Here is an 18,068-nt window from a genome sequence, read left to right as displayed (position 1 = left end):
CGCGCCCTCACCAGCCCGGCGGCGGCGAGGAGGGCGGCGGGGGCGGCCCGAAGCCCGGCGGCGGCGGGCCGAAGCCGCCGCCGTGGGCGTCGTGCGGGCCCTGGGGCGACTGCGGCGAGTAGGGCGAGTACGGCGGATAACCCGGCGCCCACGGCGCCCCGGGCGTGCCCGCCGGGTCCTCGGGCCCGCGCCGGGCGAGCACCGGCACCAGCAGGAGCCCGGCCACCAGCTGGAAGAACCACGTCACGATCTGCAACTGGGGCGCGGTGTCCAGGTCCCCGAAGCGGTCGAGCAGCTCGAACCGGGCGGCCAGCGCCACCCCGGAGGCGCCCGCGGCGACGAGGACCGCGGCGGTGATCAGCCCCAGGGGACGTACGTACGGGGCCCGGGACGGGCCGCCTGCCGCGGCCGCCAGCGCGATCACCGCGAGGACGACGGCCACCCAGCCGCCGGGCAGCCACAGCAGCGGCAGACGCGCCCCGGCGAACCGCGACCGGTACTCCTCGCCGGGCAGTTGCACGGCCCAGTAGATCTCCCAGGCGACCATCACCAGTCCGGCCGCGCCCAGCACCAGCAGCGCGGTGGTGGCCGCCCCCGGGCCCGGCCTGCCGCGCGGTCCCGGGCCCGGCGCGGGACCGGAGCGGCGTCCGGCGGCTGCCGTGATCACCAGCGCCAGTCCGCCGGCCAGCGCCGCGAAGGTGCTGAGCAGGGCCCGGCGGTGCAGATCGTGCAGGGCGGTGGAGTCCGTCCAGTCGTCGTGGTGGAGCACCCACAGCGAGGAGACCCGCAGCAGCGCGGTGACGGCCCCGACGCAGCTCAGCACGGCGGCGGCCGAGGGCGCGCGCGGGACGACCGCGGCCGCCACCGCGTACACCAGCAGCAGGACGGGGTCGAGGATGCCGGTGGTCAGCGGGGTGCGGCTGCCGCCCCGGGACGTGCCGGACCAGAACCGCCACAGGTCCGGCAGGCTTCTGGCGGCGTGGATGTCGCGGGCCAGCCAGGCGGCCGTGATCAGTGCGAGCAGGGCGCACAGGACGGAACCGGTCAGCCGGGCTCCGGCCGTGAGTGTCTGTGGCTGCGTCATGCCCCTTGGCCGTCCCCCCGGTTGGCGTGCGAGCACCTGCTGGGCGAATCCTCCACCCGCGGTGCGCGGATGGACAAGAGGGGTGCGTGGCAAGGACGTTGAGCGGGCGGCCTGCCGGGGCGGTCCGACCGCCCCGGCAGGCTTACGGCACCCGCACGGCCGTACGGTGTTCAGCGTGGCGCGTTCGTATATCGGTGTTGCTTCAGTCAAGTTGCCTGCTTGTTAACGAAATTGATGGGCATTTATGGAGCCATGTCGCCCGCCCCGCCGCTCTGTCAAGCACGCCGTCGCCTCGATGTGCGAAATCTTGTGCCAAGTTCTCCCGTGATCGCACACCAGCATGCGCCAACCTCTTGACGCACAAGGCCGGGCCCATGAATGTTCCGGTCAATCAATGACGCCTTGGGGCGCCGTTCGACTCTCTCGGTGCGGGGGCTATGCGCGATGACGAGTTCAACCCAGGCCGCCACTGAACCAACCGATCCCCTTCCTTCCGGCGGGGAACCGGGCACGGGCACGGGACTCAACGCGACCGAACTCATGGGACGCTCTCCCGGCCGCCTCGCATGGGCGCGGTTCAAACGCGACCGGGTGGGTATCGCCTGTGCCGTCACGGTGCTCGCGTTCATTCTCATCGCCTTCGCGGCACCCTTGATCGCGAAGCTGTACGGAAAGGATCCCTATCAGCTCTACGGGCAGGACCGCGGACTGCTGAACAGCTACGGCATTCCGCTCAAGCCCAACGGCGGGATCGACGCGGACTTCTGGTTCGGCGTCGAGCCGAACCTGGGCCGCGACGTGTTCACGCTGCTGATCTACGGGATCCGGACCTCGCTGTTCATCTCGCTGGCCGTCACCGTGGTCTCGGTGGCCACCGGCGTGCTGATCGGCCTGGTCCAGGGCTATCTGCACGGCAAGGTCGACTACTTCCTGGGCCGGTTCTCGGACCTGATGCTGTCGTTCCCGCAGCAGTTGTTCTTCATCGCCTTCACCCCGGTGATCGTCGCGCTCTTCGTCTCCCCGCGCGACGAGGAGCCCACCTATGTGCGGATCGTGGCACTGATCCTGGTGCAGTTCCTGCTCGGGTGGATGGTGGTGGGCCGGCTGGTGCGCGCCCAGGTGCTCTCGCTGCGCGAGCGCGAGTTCATCGAGGCGGCCCGGCTCAGCGGCGCGTCGAACTGGCGGATCATTCGAAAAGAGATCTTGCCGAACATCTGGTCGACGGTCCTCGTCCAGTCCACACTCCTCCTTCCGGCCAATGTCACGGCGGAGGCGGGACTTTCCTTTCTGGGCGTCGGCATTCAGCCGCCGACCCCCGACTGGGGACTGCTTTTCCAGTCGGGCGCCTCGTACTTCGAGTCCGACGTCACCTTCATGTTCTTCCCCGGCATCGCGATGCTGATCTTCGTCGTCGCCTTCAATCTGCTCGGGGATTCGGTCCGGGACGCACTCGACCCCAAGACCGTCCGCTGAACCGTCCACATCCTGACAGGCAGGAATCAATGAGAATTCGCAAGGCGCGCTACGCCTCCGCGTTTCTGGCGGTGGGTGCTCTGACACTGTCCGCTGCGTGCAGCAGCGGCGGGGCCGACGACGGGAAGAAACCCGCGGGCGACGAGAAGAAGGCGTCGGTGCAGAACTTCGGCCTGGGCACCAAGGCCGACTCCACCGGTCCCGCGGCGCCCGTCGCGGGCGCCAAACCGGGGGGCACGGCCTACGACCTGGACCAGGCGGGCTTCGACTACCTCGACCCCGGCCAGCAGTACGTGAGCGACATGCTCTCGCTCCAACTGCTCTACAACCGCACGCTGACCGGCTACAAGATCGACGCCAAGACCGGCAAAACGATTCTGGTGGGCGACCTCGCCACCGACACCGGCACCTCGTCGGACGGCGCCAAGACCTGGACGTACACCCTCAAGGACAACCTGAAGTTCGAGGACGGCACGCCCATCACGTCCAAGGACGTCAAGTACGGCATCGAGCGGCTCTTCGCAGACTACCAGACGCAGGGCCCGCAGTACGTCCAGAAGTGGATGCTGGGCACCGACTACCGCAAGGCCTACAAGGGCCCGTACGAGGGCAAGGAGCTGCCCGACACGGCCCTGGCGACCCCGGACGACAAGACCATCGTCTTCCACTTCAAGGAGCCGCACGCCGACGCCCCGTACGCGATGTCCATGCCGAACGTCTCGCCGGTGCCCAAGGCCAAGGACGACAGGCAGAAGTACAACAACCACCCGGTCGCCTCGGGGCCGTACCGGATCGCGGACTACAAGCCCGGCAAGTCCCTCTCCTTCGTGCGCAACACCAACTGGGACCCCAAGAGCGACCCGATCCGCAACGCCTACCCCGACAAGTGGGAGTTCCAGCTCGGGATAGCCGAGCCGGGTCTGACCAACCGGATGGCCGCACAGTCCGGGCCCGACAAGTACGCCGTGAACATGTCCGGCTCCGCCGACCCGTCGAAGATGCAGACGCTGACGACGGACGCGCAGTACAAGTCGCGGATCGTCAACGAGTACCAGCCGTACGTCGAGGTCATCAACATCAACACCAAGCGGATCACCAACCCCAAGGTCCGCCAGGCGATCATGTACGCCTTCCCGATGCAGCAGATCCAGCAGGCCTTCGGCGGCGGCGCGCAGGGTGAGCTCGGCACCACGCTGATCAGCCCGACGGTGGCCGGCTGGCAGAAGTTCGACCCGTTCGGCAAGCTCGACAAGCCCATGGGCGACCCGGAGAAGGCCAAGCAGCTCCTGAAGGAGGCCGGGGTCACCACCCCGGTCAAGCTCTCCTACGCCTACGCCAACACCCCGCGCTGGCAGAACGTCTCCCTCACCCTCGCCAAGGCGCTGGAGAAGGCCGGCTTCCAGGTGGAGCGCAAGGCCATCGACCCGACCTCGTACTACACGGTGGTCGGCAAGGTGAACACGCCGTACGACATCTACCGCACCGGCTGGGGCGCCGACTGGCCGAGCGCCTCCACCGTGGTCCCGCCGACCATGGACGGCCGCAACCTCCAGGACGGCACCAACAACTACGCGTTCCTGAACGACCCCAAGGTGAACTCCGAGATCGACCGGATCATGGCGCTCACCGACATCAACAAGCAGAACGACGAGTGGCGCAAGCTCTCCGAGTACGTGCTCCGGACCGACACGTCGCAGATCCCGTTCATCTACGACAAGTACTTCAACCTGCACGGCGACGGCCTCGGCGGCGTCACCTACAACCAGGTCTACGGCACCATCAACCCGAGCACCATCTTCGTGAAGCAGTAGCAGTGGCGGCCCGGTCCCCGGCCCGCCTCACGGGCCGGGGACCGCATACAGACGGAAGAGTCCGATGCTCCGTTTCCTCGTGCGACGACTGCTCGGCGCCGCGGTCATCCTGCTGCTGATCAGCGCCATCACGTACTTCCTGTTCTTCTTCCTGCCCTCCGACCCGGCGCTGCTGTCCTGCGGCAAGAACTGCGACCCGCAGAACGTCGCCCTGATCCGCAAGAACCTCGGGCTCGACCGGCCGATCTGGGTGCAGTACTGGCACTTCATGACCGGCATCTTCGCCGGGCGCGACATGCCCGTCGGCCACTGCCCCGCGCCCTGCTTCGGCTACTCCTTCGCCGACCAGCAGCTGGTGTGGAGCACCATCTCCGACCGCTATCCCACGACGCTCTCGCTGGGCGTCGGCGGCGCCGCGATCTTCCTGACCGTCGGCGTCGGCCTCGGCCTGGTCTCCGCCTGGCAGCAGGGCCGGCTCTTCGACCGGATCGCCAGCGCGGCCTCCCTGCTCGGCCAGTCCGTGCAGATCTACTTCATCGGCCCCATCGCCATCCTGCTGCTCTCCACCAAGATGCACCTGCTCGACCGCGGCCACGACCCGCACTGGACCAGCGACCCGGCCGACTCGGTGTCGGGGCTGCTGCTGCCCTGTCTGATCCTCTCGGTGATCTTCTGGTCCAACTACAGCCGGCAGACACGCTCGCTGATGGTCGAGCAGATGTCGGAGGACCACATCCGCGCGGCCCGCGCCAAGGGCATGAGCTCGCGCTACGTCTTCCTGCGGTACGCGCTGCGCGGCGCGATGGCCACCGTCGTCACCATCTTCGGTGTCGACCTCAGCGCGGTGCTCGGTGGCGCGATCATCACCGAGGTCACCTTCGGCCTCCACGGCCTCGGCTCGCTCTCGGTGCAGGCCGTGCTCCGCAGCGACCTGCCGCTGGAGATGGCGGTGATGCTCATCGGCGCCACGATCATCGTCCTCTGCAACATCGTCGTCGACATGGCATACGCCTTCATCGACCCGCGGATCCGGCTCTCCTGAGAGCACGTCGACCCTCACGGTCCCGGAACCCCGGGACCCAGGCACCTGCGGAGGAGAAACCGTCCGTGAGCACCCTCAGCAAGCCCGGGGCGAGGCCGTCCGCCGACGCGTCCCGCGGCTTCCTCTCGGTCCGTGACCTGTACGTCCACTTCGCCACCGAGGACGGTGTCGTCAAGGCCGTCGACGGGCTCTCCTTCGACCTGGAGCGCGGCTCGACCCTGGGCATCGTCGGCGAGTCCGGCTCGGGAAAGTCGGTCACCAACCTCGCCGTCCTCGGGCTGCACAACCCTCGCAACACCACGATCCGGGGCGAGATCCTGCTCGACGGGCAGGAGCTGACCGGTGCCTCGGAGCGCCGGCTCTCGCAGCTGCGCGGCAAGAAGATGGCGATGATCTTCCAGGACTCCCTCGCCGCGCTCTCGCCGTACTACACCGTGGGCCGCCAGATCGCCGAGCCGTACATGAAGCACATGGGCGCCTCCCGCAAGGAGGCCAGGGAGCGGGCCGTGCAGATGCTCGGCAAGGTCGGCATCCCGCAGCCGAGGCTGCGGGTCGACGACTATCCGCACCAGTTCTCCGGCGGGATGCGCCAGCGCGCGATGATCGCGATGGCGCTGGTCTGCGATCCCGAGCTGATCATCGCGGACGAGCCGACCACCGCGCTCGACGTCACCGTCCAGGCGCAGATCCTCGACCTGCTCAAGGACCTCCAGCAGGAGACCGGGTCGGCGATCGTCATCATCACGCACGACCTGGGCGTGGTGGCGAAGACCGCGGACCGGGTGATGGTGATGTACGCGGGGCGCTGTGTGGAGCGCGGCACGGTACGGGAGATCATGCGCACCCCGCGCCACCCCTACACCTGGGGGCTGCTCGGCTCGATCCCCCGGCTCGACTCACCCGTCGACCTGCCTCTGGTGCCGATCCCCGGCACCCCGCCGAGCCTGCTCGCGCCGCCGCCGGGGTGCCCCTTCCATCCGCGGTGCGCCTTCCCCGACCGGGTGCCGGGCGGGGCGTGCGGCTCGGTGCGCCCGGTGATCGAGGAGGGCGAGCCGCACGGGTCGGCCTGCCATCTGACGCCCGACCAGAAAACCACCCTCTTCGCCGAGCAGATCCGGCCGCGGCTGCGCTGACCCCGAGCAGGAGTCGAGAACCCATCATGAGCGAACAGCTGAGCCTCACCAAGGTGCCGGGGCCCCGCGACGAGGGCGGCGAGCAGGGCGGCGGCCAGGGCCCGGAGCCGTCCGCGCCGCTCCTCGAGGTGGCCGGGCTCGTCAAGTACTTCCCGATCACCAGCGGTCTCGTCCTCAGGCGCCATGTCGGGGACGTACGGGCGGTGGACGGCGTCGACTTCACCATCAGGCAGGGCGAGAGCCTGGGCCTGGTCGGCGAGTCGGGGTGCGGCAAGTCGACCACCGGGCGGCTGATCACCCGCCTCCTCGAACCGACCCGCGGCACCATCACGTACGACGGACGCGACATCAGCCACGCCTCGCGCAAGGAGCTGGCGCCGATCCGGTCCGAGATCCAGATGATCTTCCAGGACCCGTTCGCGTCGCTCAACCCGCGCCAGACCGTGGGCGACATCATCTCCAACCCGATGGCGGTCAACGGCGTCAGTCCGCCGGGCGGCCGGGAGAAACGGGTGCGCGAGCTCCTGGAGATCGTCGGGCTCAACCCCGAGCACTACAACCGCTTCCCGCACGAGTTCTCCGGCGGGCAGCGCCAGCGCATCGGGGTGGCGCGGGCGCTGGGGCTCAGGCCGCGGCTGATCGTGGCGGACGAGCCGGTCTCCGCGCTCGACGTGTCGATCCAGGCGCAGGTGGTCAACCTGCTCCAGAACCTCCAGCGGGAGATGGGGATCGCGTTCCTGTTCGTCGCCCACGACCTGGCGATCGTGCGGCACTTCTCGCAACGGGTGGCGGTGATGTACCTGGGCCGCATCGTGGAGATCGGCGACCGGGACTCCATCTACCACCGGCCCCGCCACCCCTATACGCACGCGCTGCTGTCGGCCGTTCCGGAGGCGGTGGTGGACGACGAGGGCGAGGGGCGCGAGCGGATCCGGCTCGCCGGTGACGTGCCGTCGCCGATCGACCCGCCGTCGGGGTGCCGGTTCCGTACGCGGTGCTGGAAGGCGGCGGAGCGGTGCGCCACCGAGACGCCGCCGCTGGTGCGTCTTGAGGGGAACCGGGAGGGGCATCTGACCGCGTGCCACTTCCCCGAGGAGCCGACGGTCGCGGCGCGGGGGGCGGATGTGGTGCTCGATCCCGCGCTCGCCGCGATCGAGGAGGCGGCGGACACGGCCCCTTGACCCGAGCGGCCGATGCCTCCCCGTCGGAACCGGGCCCGCGTCCGTACACCCCGCCTCAACCGGGCGCGGGCCCCGCACCACCCCTCGCTTCACCCGCGGCCCGGTGGTGGGTCGCTCGCGCAGTTCCCCGCGCCCCCAAATGCCCCGTTCGTCTGCGGGCCGGTGGGGGCTGCGCGCGCAGTTCCCCGCGCCCCTAACCCCCCTGTCATCCGCGGACCGTGGGTGGCCGGTCGCGCAGTTCCCCGCGCCCCTGAAAGGCTCGGCTCCGCCCTCGCCCGCGCCCCTGAGGGGCGCGGGGAACTGCGCGAGCAACCCACCACACCGCCGCAGACAAAGACCGGGCCCGAAAGGGGCGCGGGGAACTGCGCGAGGGGTCTGTCACGTGCCCGGGGAGGCCGCCTCCGGCGGCACCACCTGCTTCTCCTCCGCGAAGTGGCACGCCGACGGGTGGTGGGCCGGGCCCGTCGCGAGGCGGAACACCGCCGGGACCGCCAGTTCCGGCACCTCCAGCGCGCACCGCTCCCGCGCCTTCCAGCACCGCGTACGGAACCGGCACCCGGAGGGGATGTTCGCCGGGGACGGCACATCCCCGGTGAGGATGATCCGCTCGCGGTGCTCCCGCGCGGACGGATCCGGCACCGGCACCGCCGACAGCAGCGCCTGCGTGTACGGATGCGTCGGATGGTCGTAGATCTCCTCGTCCCGCCCGGTCTCCACGATCCGGCCGAGGTACATCACCCCGACCCGGTCGGAGATGTGCCGCACGATCGACAGGTCGTGCGCGATGAACACGTACGACAGCGAGAACTCGTCCTGAAGGCGCTCCAGCAGATTGACCACCTGCGCCTGCACCGACACGTCGAGCGCGGAGACCGGCTCGTCCGCCACGATGACCTCGGGCCGCAGCGCGAGCCCCCGCGCGATCCCGATGCGCTGGCGCTGGCCGCCGCTGAACTGGTGCGGGTACCGGTTGATGTACTCGGGGTTGAGCCCCACCACGTCCAGCAGGTCCTGCACCTTGCGGCGCCGGTCGCCCTTGGGCGCCACCTCGGGGTGGATCTCGTACGGCTCCCCGATGATGTCCCCGACCGTCATCCGGGGGTTCAGGGACGTGTACGGGTCCTGGAACACCATCTGGATGTTGCGGCGGACCGCCCGCAGCGCCTTGCCGGACATCTTCGTGATGTCCGTGCCCTTGTACTTGATCTGCCCCGCCGTCGGCCGCTCCAGGTTCACCAGCATCCTGGCGACCGTCGACTTGCCGCACCCCGACTCCCCGACGATGCCCAGCGTCTCGCCGGCCGCGAGGTCGAAGGAGACCCCGTCGACCGCCCGCACCGCGCCGATCTGCTTCTTGAAGAGGATGCCCCGGGTCAGCGGGTAGTGCTTGACCAGGTCGCGTACTTCCAGAATCGCCTCAGTCATCCAGGCACTCCTTCCAGAAGTGGCACGCGCTCCTGCGGCTCTCGGAGACGACCGCCAGCGGGGGGACGTCGGTGCGGCACACGTCCCGCGCCATCGGGCAGCGCGGATGGAAGGCGCAGCCGGGCGGGATGTGCATCAGGTTCGGCGGCAGGCCCCGGATCGCGTACAGCTCGCGCCCCTTCTGGTCCAGGCGCGGGATCGACCGGAGCAGGCCCTTGGTGTACGGGTGCGCCGGTGCCTTGTAGATCTCGTGGACCGGGGCCTCCTCGACGATCCGGCCCGCGTACATCACCGCGATGCGGTCCGCGACGTCCGCGACCACCCCGAGGTCGTGGGTGATGAGGATCAGCCCCATGTTCATCTCGCGCTGGAGCTCCGCGAGCAGGTCCATGACCTGGGCCTGGACGGTCACGTCGAGCGCGGTGGTCGGCTCGTCCGCGATGATCAGCGCGGGCTCCAGCGCCATCGCCATGGCGATCATGATGCGCTGGCGCATACCGCCGGAGAACTGGTGCGGGTACTGGTTGACCCGCTCCTTGGCGGCCGGGATGCGCACCCGGTCCATCAGCTCGACGGCCCTGGCCCTGGCGTCCGTCCGGGACATCCCCCGGTGCACGGTGAACATCTCGGCGAGCTGCGCCCCCACGCTCAGCACCGGATTGAGCGAGGACAGCGCGTCCTGGAAGATCATCGCCATCCCGGACCCGCGGATCCCGCGCCGCTGGTCCTCCTTGAGGGTGAGCAGGTCCCGGCCCTGGAAGACGATCTCGCCGCCGGTGATCCGGCCCGGCGGCATGTCCAGGATGCCCATCACCGCCTGCGCGGTCACCGACTTGCCCGAGCCGGACTCGCCGAGCACGGCCAGCGTCTCGCCGGCCGCGACCGAGTACGTCACCCCGTTGACGGCCCTGGCGACGCCGTCCCGCGTCCTGAACTCGACCCGCAGGTCGCGCACTTCGAGCAGCATGGTGTCCAACTCCTCAGCGCAGCTTGGGGTCGAGGGCGTCGCGCACCGCGTCGCCGAGCATGATGAACGCCAGCACCGTGATCGCCAGCGCCCCGGCCGGCCACAGCAGCATGTGCGGGGCGTTGCGGATGTACTGGGAGGCGGCCGAGATGTCGATGCCCCAGGAGACGGACGGTGGCTTCAGCCCGACGCCGAGGTAGGAGAGCGTGGCCTCCAGGGAGATGTACGTACCGAGCGCGATGGTCGCCACGACGATCACCGGGGCCACCGCGTTGGGCGCGATGTGCCGCAGCAGCATCCGGGAGTTCGAGGCGCCGAGCGCGCGGGCCGCCTGGACGTAGTCGTTCTGTTTGGCGGTGATCACCGAGCCGCGCGCGATACGGGCGATCTGCGGCCAGCCCAGCAGGATCATGAAGCCGATCACCGGCCAGACGGTCGTCGAGGTGACCACGGAGAGGAAGACCAGACCGCCGAGCACCACGGGGATGCCGAAGAAGATGTCGGTGATCCGGGAGAGCAGCGCGTCCCAGCCGCCGCCGAAGAACCCGGCGAGCCCGCCCAGGACCGAGCCGAAGAGCGCGACCCCGAGGGTGGTGCAGACGCCGACGGTGACCGAGGTGCGGGCGCCGTAGACGGTCCGGGTGTAGACGTCGCAGCCCTGGCCGTCGTAGCCGAAGGGGTGGCCGGGCCGGGAGCCCAGCTGGGCCTTGGAGAGGTCGCAGGTGAGGGGGTTGCCGGAGGCGATCAGGGACGGCCACAGCGAGATGACGGCCAGGAAGAGGATGATCAGGCCGGAGATGAGGAAGACGGGGTTGCGCCGCAGGTCCCGCCAGGCGTCGCCCCACAGACTGCGGGGCCTGCCCGTCGGGCCGGTGCCCTCCGGACCGCCGGAGGCCCGCTTCTCCAGGGTCGCGCCCTCGCTGATCGCGAGGTCCATCGCGCCGCTGGTGCCGGTGGGGGCGATGGCTCCCTCGTCGACACCGCCCGCACCGGTCGCGGCGACCGAACGTTCGTCGAAGTCGGGCTCAGGCATAGCGGATCCTCGGGTCGAGTACGGCGTAGAGGAGGTCGACGACGAGATTCGCCACCAGGAACACCAGCACCAGAACGGTCACGAACCCGACGACGGTCTGGGTGCTCTGGCGCAGGATGCCCTGGTAGAGCTGGTAGCCGACGCCGTGGATGTTGAAGATCCGCTCGGTCACGATCGCCCCGCCCATCAGGGCGCCCACGTCCGTACCGATGAAGGTGACCACCGGGATCAGCGAGTTGCGCAGCAGATGCCGGGTGATCACCCGGCGCCGGGGCAGGCCCTTGGCGACGGCGGTGCGGACGTAGTCGGCGCGCGAGTTCTCCGCGATCGAGGTCCGGGTGAGCCGGGTGACGTACGCGAGCGAGACCGAGGCGAGGACGAGGCCCGGCAGCAGCAGCTCGTCGAAGGGGGCCTCCGGGGAGACCGAGGGCTTGATCCACCCCCATTCGACGCCGAGCAGCAGCTGGAGCACCAGACCGGTGACGAAGGTGGGGATCGCGATGACCACCAGGGTCAGGATCAGCACCGCGGTGTCGACCGGCCGGCCGCGCCGCAGACCGGTGATGACGCCGAGGGTGATGCCGATGACGATCTCGAAGAGGATCGCGATGATCGTGAGCCGGATGGTGACGGGGAAGGCGGTCGACATCAGCTCGGTGACCTTCTGGCCGTTGAACGCGGTCCCGAAGTCACCGGTGAACACGTTCCCCATGTACGTCGTGTATTGCTGCCAGACCGGCTTGTCGAGGCCGAACTCCCGCTTGAGCCGGGTCGCGGTCGACGGGTCGCACGCCTTGTCGCCGCAGAGCCCCGCGATGGGGTCGCCCATCACGTTGACCATGAGGAAGATCAGCAGTGTGGCGCCGAAGAAGACCGGGATCATCTGCAGCAGACGCCGGATCACATACCGTCCCATGAACCGCTCCGAGAGTCGGGGAAGGGGCCGGGCCCGGCGCGGGGCGCGCGCCGGGCCGTACCGCCGCCGGCGTCAGCTGACCTTGATCTCGTTGTAGACGGGGACGCTGAAGGGGTTCAGGGCGACGTGGGAGATGCGGGAGGAGTAACCGGCGCTGCCGTTCTGGTACCAGAGCGGGATGGCGCCCATCTCGTCGCGGAGCACGCCCTCGGCCTTCTGGAAGAGGTCGATCGCCTTGGCCTTGTCCGTCTCGGCGTTCGCCTGGTTCACCAGCTTGTCGAACTCGGCGTTGGTCCACTTGCCGTCGTTGGAGGAGGCGTTGGTGTAGTACAGCGGCTGGAGGAAGTTCTGGATCAGCGGGTAGTCCATCTGCCAGCCGGCCCGGAACGGCCCCGACATCTTGCTCTGGGTGATCTGGTTGCGGAAGTCGGCGAAGGTGCCGACCGGGTTGCCCACGCAGGCCCGGTCGTTGCCGAGTGCGTTGTTGACGCTGTTGCAGATGGCGTCGATCCACTCCTTGTGCGAGCCGGTGTCCGCGTTGTACGAGATCTTCACTTGGCCGCCGGGGATCCCGCCGCCCTCCTCGATGAGCTTCTTGGCGGCGGCCGGGTCGTACGTGCACGCGTCACCGCAGAGGCCCGCCTTGTAGCCGCCGTCCGCGCCGAGCACGGGCGAGGTCCAGTCGGTGGCCGGGGTGCGGGTCTTCTGGAAGATGGTGTCGGTGATCTGGGCGCGGTTGATCGCCATCGACAGGCCCTTGCGGACCTTGGCCGCGCCCGGGGTGTTCCAGGCGTCGTCGTAGTAGGGGAAGGCGAGCGTCTGGATGATGCCGGCCGGGGTGTTGATGTACCGGTCCCCGAGGTCCGCCTTGACGTTCTTGAGCTGGGAGGCGGGCACGTCGTCGACGAGGTCGAGGTTGCCGGCGGTCAGGTCGGTGTAGGCGGTGTTGTTGTCGGTGTAGACCTTGAGGTCGACACCGCCGTTCTGCGCCTTGTCCGTCCCCGGGTAGCCGTCCCACTTGCGCATCTCCAGCTTCGAGCCCTTGGTGTAGGAGTTCACCGTGTAGGGGCCGTTGCCGACCGGCTTGGACAGCCACGCGGCGTGGTTGTCGAAGAAGGCCCTGGGCAGCGGGGCGAAGGCGGCGTAGCCGAGGGTGTCGGGCCAGGTGGAGAACTTCTGGTTGAGCCTGACGGTGAAGGTGCGCTCACCGGTGACCTTCAGCCCGGACAGGCTCTCGGCGCTGGGGTCGCCCTTGTCGGGGTGGGTCTTGTCGTAGCCCTCGATGTATCCGAAGAAGTACGCGTTCTTCTGGTTGTTCTTCAGATTGGCGCCGTAGTTCCAGGCGTCCACGAAGGACTTCGCGGTGACCTTCTCGCCGTTGGAGAACGTCCAGCCGTCCTTGACGGTGACGTTGAAGGTGGTCGAGTCGGTGGTCTCGATCTTCTCGGCGAGCATGTCCTTGGCCTCGCCGGTCTTCGGGTCGTACCGCTTGAGGCCCCGGAAGAGCATGTCGAGGACCTTGCCGCCCTGCACCTCGTTGGTGTTGGCGGGCTCCAGGGGGTTCTGCGGATCGCCCCAGGACGAGCTCACGATGCCGGAGGCGCCGCCGCCACCGCTGTCCCCGCCCCCGCAGCCCGTCGCCGCGAGAGCGACGACCGCCGCACAGGCGGCCCACTTGGCGTGCGTGGCTCCGCGCATGGAGTCCTCCTAGAGTCCCAAGTATGACTTAGGCCCAAATATCACCCCAGAAGAGGACGAGACGCATGTCTGCCGCACCCGAATGGGCGGAGGAATCAACGGGTGGGGGAACGACGGGGGCGCGGGGCCCACGCCGAAGGGGCGCCCGGGACCGTGTGGTTCCGGGCGCCCCTTCCGTGTGGCGCGGGGGTGGTGCGGTCAGGCCGCGCCCACCACGTCCTTCTCCTCGGCGAAGTGGCACGCCGACTCGTGCGCGGCCGGGGTGTCCTGACCCAGGAAGCGCTCGGGCACGGCGAGCAGCGGCACCTCGGTGGCGCAGCGCTCCTCGGCCTTCCAGCAGCGGGTGCGGAAGCGGCAGCCCGACGGCGGGTTGGCCGGCGACGGCACGTCACCGGTGAGGATGATCCGCTCGCGGTGCTCACGGGCGTCCGGGTCCGGCACCGGCACCGCGGAGAGCAGCGCCTGGGTGTACGGGTGCGTCGGGTGCTCGTAGATCTCCTCGTCGGAGCCGATCTCGGCGAGCTTGCCGAGGTACATGACACCGACGCGGTCCGAGATGTGCCGGACGATCGACAGGTCGTGCGCGATGAAGAGGTAGGAGAGGTTGAACTCGTCCTGCAGCTTCGCCATCAGGTTGATGACCTGTGCCTGGACCGACACGTCGAGCGCGGAGACCGGCTCGTCGCAGATGATGATCTCGGGGTTGAGCGCGAGGCCGCGGGCGATGCCGATGCGCTGGCGCTGACCGCCCGAGAACTGGTGCGGGTAGCGGTTGATGTACTCGGGGTTGAGGCCCACGACGTCCAGGAGCTCCTGGACCCGGCGGCGCCGGTCGCCCTTGGGAGCCACCTCGGGGTGGATCTCGAAGGGCTCCCCGATGATGTCGCCGACCGTCATCCGCGGGTTCAGGGACGTGTACGGGTCCTGGAACACCATCTGGATGTTGCGGCGGACGGCCTTCAGCGCGCGCCCGGACAGCTTGGTGATGTCCTGGCCCTTGTAGAAGACCTCGCCGGCGGTCGCCCGCTCCAGCGTCATCAGCAGCTTGGCGACGGTGGACTTGCCACAGCCGGACTCGCCGACGATGCCGAGCGTCTCGCCCTGGTAGAGGTCGAAGGAGACCCCGTCCACGGCCTTGACCGCGCCGATCTGCTTCTTGAAGAGGATGCCCTGGGTCAGCGGGAAGTGCTTGACCAGGTTGCGCACCTGGAGGATCGGCTCGCCGCGGTCGACCTTGGCGTCGAGGAGCGCCTCGACCTCGGTCGTCGTCGAGGCGTCCTTCTTCACGACGTCGGTGACGCTGGGAGTCGCGTCCACGGCCTCGTCCTTCTTGGCCGGCTCAGCCATGGATCGTCTCCTTCCAGAAGTGGCAGGCGCTGCCGCGGCCGGTCAGGACCGTGCCGTCGGCCTCGGTGACCTGGTGCAGTGGCGGGGCGTCCGTACGGCAGATGTCCTGGGCCTTGGGGCAGCGCGGGTTGAAGGCGCAGCCCGAGGGGACCTTGAGCAGGTTGGGCGGCAGGCCCTTGATCGCGTAGAGCTCCTGGCCCTTCTGGTCCAGGCGCGGGATCGAGTCGAGCAGACCCCGGGTGTACGGGTGCGCCGGGCGCTTGTAGAGCTCGTGCACCGGTGCGGTCTCCACGATCCGGCCCGCGTACATCACGGCGATCTTGTCCGCGACGTCGGCGACCACGCCGAGGTCGTGGGTGATCAGGATCAGACCCATGTGGTATTCGCGCTGGAGCTCCGCGAGCAGGTCCATGACCTGCGCCTGGACCGTCACGTCGAGCGCGGTGGTCGGCTCGTCCGCGATGATCAGGTCGGGCTCCAGGGCGAGCGCCATCGCGATCATGATGCGCTGGCGCATACCGCCGGAGAACTGGTGGGGGTAGTCGTTGACCCGCGCCTTGGCGGCGGGGATCTTGACCTTGTCCATCAGCTCGATGGCCTTGGCCTTGGCCACCTTGCGGGAGGCGCCCTGGTGGACCCGGAACATCTCGCCAAGCTGGTAGCCGACGGTGAGCACCGGGTTGAGGGAGGAGAGCGCGTCCTGGAAGATCATCGCGATCTTCTGGCCGCGGATCTTCCGCCGCTCCTCGCCGGACATCTTCAGCATGTCCTTGCCGCGGAACAGGATCTCGCCCTGCGGGATGCGGCCCGGGGGCATGTCCAGGATGCCCATGATCGCCTGCGCGGTCACGGACTTGCCGGAGCCGGACTCGCCGAGGACGGCGAGGGTCTCGCCGGCCGCGACGGTGTAGTTGACACCGTTGACGGCCTTGGCGATGCCGTCCCGGGTGTGGAACTCGACGTGCAGGTCGCGCACTTCGAGGAGCGGCGCGGAGTCGCCCTCGGAACGCGGGGCGGGTACACCCGCCGTTTTCTCAATGATGGTCATGGAGTACGCCCTCCCTAGCGCATCTTCGGGTCGAAGGCGTCGCGGACCACGTCGCCGAGCATGATGAACGCCAGCACGGTGATGCTGAGCACGGCGGCGGGGAAGAGCAGGGCGTGCGGGGAGGTCAGGAACCGGTCCTGCACGTCACTGATCATCAGACCCCAGGAGATGTTGGGGTGCTGGATGCCGATGCCGAGGTAGGAGAGCGCCGACTCCGCCGAGATGTAGACACCTAGGTTCATCGTCGTGACGACGATGACCGGCGCGAGCGTGTTCGGCAGGATGTGCCGGAACGCGATCCGCTTGGTGTCCGCGCCCAGCGCCTTCGCCGCCATCACGTAGTCGTTGTGCTTGTTGGCGATGACCTCGCCGCGCATGATCCGGTACACCTGCGGCCAGCCGAGCACCGCGAGGATGAACGACACCGACCAGGGGTCGCCGCCGCCGATGATCGACATGATCAGCAGCGCGCCGACGATGAGCGGCAGCGCGAAGAAGACCTCGGTGACCCGCGAGAGGATCGCGTCGATCCAGCCGCCGCGCAGACCCGCGATCATGCCGAGCAGCGCGCCGAAGAACGTCGTCATCAGCGTGGTGGCCACACCGACGATGATCGAGTTCCGGGTGCCGAAGACCGTACGCGTGTAGATGTCGCAGCCCTGGAGGTCATAGCCGAAGAGGTGACCGGAGCTGGGCGGCTCCATCGAGTTCTGCAGCTGGCAGAAGCCGTCGCTGAAGGGGCTGCGCGAGGTGAAGAGCCCGGGGGCGATCGCCAGCGCCAGCAGGATCACGATGACGAAGCCGGAGATGAGGAACATGGGCCGCTTGCGCAGGTCCATCCAGCCGTCGCGCAGCAGGCTCGCCTGGCGGGCCGCCGCCTTCTCCTCGGCCTCGGCCGCCTTGTCGCTCACCGTCGCGTCGGCCTGGGCGGCCTTCTCCATGGTCTTCTCACTCATAGCGAATCCTCGGGTCGAGCACGGCGTAGAGAAGGTCTACGACGAGATTGGCCACCAGGTAGATCAGGACGAGCAGGGTGACGATGCCGACCACCACGGGACGCTCGCGCAGATAGACGGACTGGGCCAGCTGTCCGCCGATACCGGGCAGGTTGAAGACCCGCTCCGTGATGATCGCGCCGCCCATCAGCGCACCCAGGTCCATGCCCAGGAAGGTGACGACCGGGATGAGCGAGTTGCGCAGCGTGTGGATGCCGATCACCCGGCGCCGGGGCAGGCCCTTGGCGATCGCGGTGCGCACGTAGTCCGCGCGGATCGACTCCATCATGCTCGCGCGGGTGAGTCGCGCGATGTACGCCATGGAGGTCGAGGCCAGCACGAAGGCGGGCAGGACGTAGCTGGTGGGCCAGCCGTCGTCGACTCCGGCGACCGGCGTGATCTTCCACTTGACGCCGAACTCCAGCTGGAGAACGTTGCCGAGGACGAACACCGGGATCGAGATCAGCAGCAGCGTGCTGATGAGGACCAGGTTGTCGAGGAACTTGCCCTTCTTCAGCGCCGCGAAGATACCCGCGACGATGCCGATGACCGCCTCGATGCCGAACGCCGTGAGCGCCAGCTTGAGGGTGATCGGGAAGCGCTCGCTGACGATCTCCGAGATCGAGCGTCCGGTGTACGTCGTACCGAGGTCACCGGTGAAGACACCACTGATGTAGTGCCAGTACTGCACGATCTTCGGGTCGTTCAGGTGGTACTGCTCGCGCAGCATGGCCGCGATGTTGGGGTCGGCGCGCTTCTCGCCCGCCAGGGCCTGGATCGGGTCGCCCTTGAGTGCGAAGACCAGGTAGAAGATGAGGAACGTAACGCCTATCAGTACAGGGATCGCCTGCAGGATACGGCGCACGACGAATCGGCCCATCGGTTCTCCAGAGGGGTGCTGACTCGCCCGGTGCC

At 68.8% G+C, this 18,068-nt stretch carries 15 protein-coding genes; 5 read left to right on the top strand and 10 right to left on the bottom strand.

What is annotated here, in order from left to right; all coding sequences use genetic code 11:
• Positions 1-7: 7 nt before the first annotated feature.
• The gene (locus tag ABZ404_RS27610; protein ID WP_358991005.1) at positions 8-1,084 is read right to left on the bottom strand and encodes a hypothetical protein; all 1,077 of its coding nucleotides are present in this window, start codon (positions 1,082-1,084) and stop codon (positions 8-10) included.
• Between the two features lie 444 nt (positions 1,085-1,528).
• Between ABZ404_RS27610 and ABZ404_RS27605 the strand changes: the two genes are divergently transcribed.
• The 5 genes from ABZ404_RS27605 to ABZ404_RS27585 all read left to right on the top strand — a co-directional run bounded on the left by ABZ404_RS27605 (position 1,529) and on the right by ABZ404_RS27585 (position 7,724).
• A complete protein-coding gene (locus tag ABZ404_RS27605) occupies positions 1,529-2,557 on the top strand; it encodes an ABC transporter permease (RefSeq protein WP_358836809.1) in 1,029 nt (342 codons plus the stop codon).
• A 29-nt stretch (positions 2,558-2,586) separates the two neighbouring features.
• Positions 2,587-4,368, top strand: coding sequence for an ABC transporter substrate-binding protein (locus ABZ404_RS27600; protein ID WP_358836808.1), 1,782 nt, complete (start codon positions 2,587-2,589; stop codon positions 4,366-4,368).
• Positions 4,369-4,432: 64 nt separating this feature from the next.
• Positions 4,433-5,410, top strand: coding sequence for an ABC transporter permease (locus tag ABZ404_RS27595; RefSeq protein ID WP_358836807.1), 978 nt, complete (start codon positions 4,433-4,435; stop codon positions 5,408-5,410).
• 65 nt (positions 5,411-5,475) lie between these two features.
• Positions 5,476-6,543, top strand: a complete 1,068-nt coding sequence (locus tag ABZ404_RS27590; protein WP_358836806.1) for an ABC transporter ATP-binding protein — start codon at positions 5,476-5,478, stop codon at positions 6,541-6,543.
• A 26-nt stretch (positions 6,544-6,569) separates the two neighbouring features.
• The gene (locus ABZ404_RS27585; protein WP_358836805.1) at positions 6,570-7,724 is read left to right on the top strand and encodes a dipeptide ABC transporter ATP-binding protein; all 1,155 of its coding nucleotides are present in this window, start codon (positions 6,570-6,572) and stop codon (positions 7,722-7,724) included.
• 378 nt (positions 7,725-8,102) lie between these two features.
• On the opposite strand, the gene ABZ404_RS27580 is transcribed toward ABZ404_RS27585, so the two are convergent.
• From ABZ404_RS27580 to ABZ404_RS27540, 9 genes are all read right to left on the bottom strand, one after another.
• The gene (locus ABZ404_RS27580; protein ID WP_358835997.1) at positions 8,103-9,149 is read right to left on the bottom strand and encodes a dipeptide ABC transporter ATP-binding protein; all 1,047 of its coding nucleotides are present in this window, start codon (positions 9,147-9,149) and stop codon (positions 8,103-8,105) included.
• A complete protein-coding gene (locus ABZ404_RS27575) occupies positions 9,142-10,116 on the bottom strand; it encodes an ABC transporter ATP-binding protein (protein ID WP_358835998.1) in 975 nt (324 codons plus the stop codon). The genes ABZ404_RS27580 and ABZ404_RS27575 overlap by 8 nt, the downstream gene beginning before the upstream one ends.
• A 13-nt stretch (positions 10,117-10,129) precedes the next feature.
• A complete protein-coding gene (locus ABZ404_RS27570) occupies positions 10,130-11,149 on the bottom strand; it encodes an ABC transporter permease (protein WP_358835999.1) in 1,020 nt (339 codons plus the stop codon).
• A complete protein-coding gene (locus ABZ404_RS27565) occupies positions 11,142-12,065 on the bottom strand; it encodes an ABC transporter permease (RefSeq protein ID WP_358836000.1) in 924 nt (307 codons plus the stop codon). The genes ABZ404_RS27570 and ABZ404_RS27565 overlap by 8 nt, the downstream gene beginning before the upstream one ends.
• Before the next feature lie 72 nt (positions 12,066-12,137).
• Positions 12,138-13,763 (bottom strand): ABC transporter substrate-binding protein, encoded by a 1,626-nt coding sequence (locus ABZ404_RS27560; protein ID WP_358836001.1) that lies wholly within the window; start codon positions 13,761-13,763, stop codon positions 12,138-12,140.
• A 198-nt stretch (positions 13,764-13,961) separates the two neighbouring features.
• Complete coding sequence (locus tag ABZ404_RS27555; RefSeq protein WP_358836002.1) at positions 13,962-15,110, bottom strand: dipeptide ABC transporter ATP-binding protein; 1,149 nt, start codon at positions 15,108-15,110, stop codon at positions 13,962-13,964.
• A complete protein-coding gene (locus tag ABZ404_RS27550) occupies positions 15,103-16,158 on the bottom strand; it encodes an ABC transporter ATP-binding protein (RefSeq protein WP_358836003.1) in 1,056 nt (351 codons plus the stop codon). Before ABZ404_RS27550 ends, ABZ404_RS27555 begins: the two co-directional genes overlap by 8 nt.
• A gap of 14 nt (positions 16,159-16,172) precedes the next feature.
• On the bottom strand, positions 16,173-17,114 hold the full coding sequence (locus ABZ404_RS27545; protein ID WP_358836004.1) for an ABC transporter permease: 942 nt from the start codon (positions 17,112-17,114) through the stop codon (positions 16,173-16,175).
• Positions 17,107-18,033 carry an ABC transporter permease gene (locus tag ABZ404_RS27540; protein ID WP_358836005.1) on the bottom strand — a complete coding sequence of 309 codons (927 nt, stop codon included), beginning with the start codon at positions 18,031-18,033 and terminating at the stop codon, positions 17,107-17,109. The genes ABZ404_RS27545 and ABZ404_RS27540 overlap by 8 nt, the downstream gene beginning before the upstream one ends.
• Between the last annotated feature and the right edge of the window lie 35 nt (positions 18,034-18,068).

Source organism: Streptomyces sp. NPDC005878 (genome assembly GCF_040629815.1).
In the GTDB taxonomy this organism is placed as follows: domain Bacteria; phylum Actinomycetota; class Actinomycetes; order Streptomycetales; family Streptomycetaceae; genus Streptomyces.
The sequence above is the reverse complement of the archived record's forward strand: the minus strand, read 5'-3'. Positions and strand labels throughout refer to the sequence as shown.

Coding starts and splice junctions, on each gene's coding strand:
- ABZ404_RS27610 (WP_358991005.1), bottom strand. CDS start 1,084: ATGACGCAGCCACAGACACTCACGGCCGGAGCCCGGCTGACCGGTTCC.
- ABZ404_RS27605 (WP_358836809.1), top strand. CDS start 1,529: ATGACGAGTTCAACCCAGGCCGCCACTGAACCAACCGATCCCCTTCCT.
- ABZ404_RS27600 (WP_358836808.1), top strand. CDS start 2,587: ATGAGAATTCGCAAGGCGCGCTACGCCTCCGCGTTTCTGGCGGTGGGT.
- ABZ404_RS27595 (WP_358836807.1), top strand. CDS start 4,433: ATGCTCCGTTTCCTCGTGCGACGACTGCTCGGCGCCGCGGTCATCCTG.
- ABZ404_RS27585 (WP_358836805.1), top strand. CDS start 6,570: ATGAGCGAACAGCTGAGCCTCACCAAGGTGCCGGGGCCCCGCGACGAG.
- ABZ404_RS27580 (WP_358835997.1), bottom strand. CDS start 9,149: ATGACTGAGGCGATTCTGGAAGTACGCGACCTGGTCAAGCACTACCCG.
- ABZ404_RS27575 (WP_358835998.1), bottom strand. CDS start 10,116: ATGCTGCTCGAAGTGCGCGACCTGCGGGTCGAGTTCAGGACGCGGGAC.
- ABZ404_RS27570 (WP_358835999.1), bottom strand. CDS start 11,149: ATGCCTGAGCCCGACTTCGACGAACGTTCGGTCGCCGCGACCGGTGCG.
- ABZ404_RS27565 (WP_358836000.1), bottom strand. CDS start 12,065: ATGGGACGGTATGTGATCCGGCGTCTGCTGCAGATGATCCCGGTCTTC.
- ABZ404_RS27560 (WP_358836001.1), bottom strand. CDS start 13,763: ATGCGCGGAGCCACGCACGCCAAGTGGGCCGCCTGTGCGGCGGTCGTC.
- ABZ404_RS27555 (WP_358836002.1), bottom strand. CDS start 15,110: ATGGCTGAGCCGGCCAAGAAGGACGAGGCCGTGGACGCGACTCCCAGC.
- ABZ404_RS27550 (WP_358836003.1), bottom strand. CDS start 16,158: ATGACCATCATTGAGAAAACGGCGGGTGTACCCGCCCCGCGTTCCGAG.
- ABZ404_RS27545 (WP_358836004.1), bottom strand. CDS start 17,114: ATGAGTGAGAAGACCATGGAGAAGGCCGCCCAGGCCGACGCGACGGTG.
- ABZ404_RS27540 (WP_358836005.1), bottom strand. CDS start 18,033: ATGGGCCGATTCGTCGTGCGCCGTATCCTGCAGGCGATCCCTGTACTG.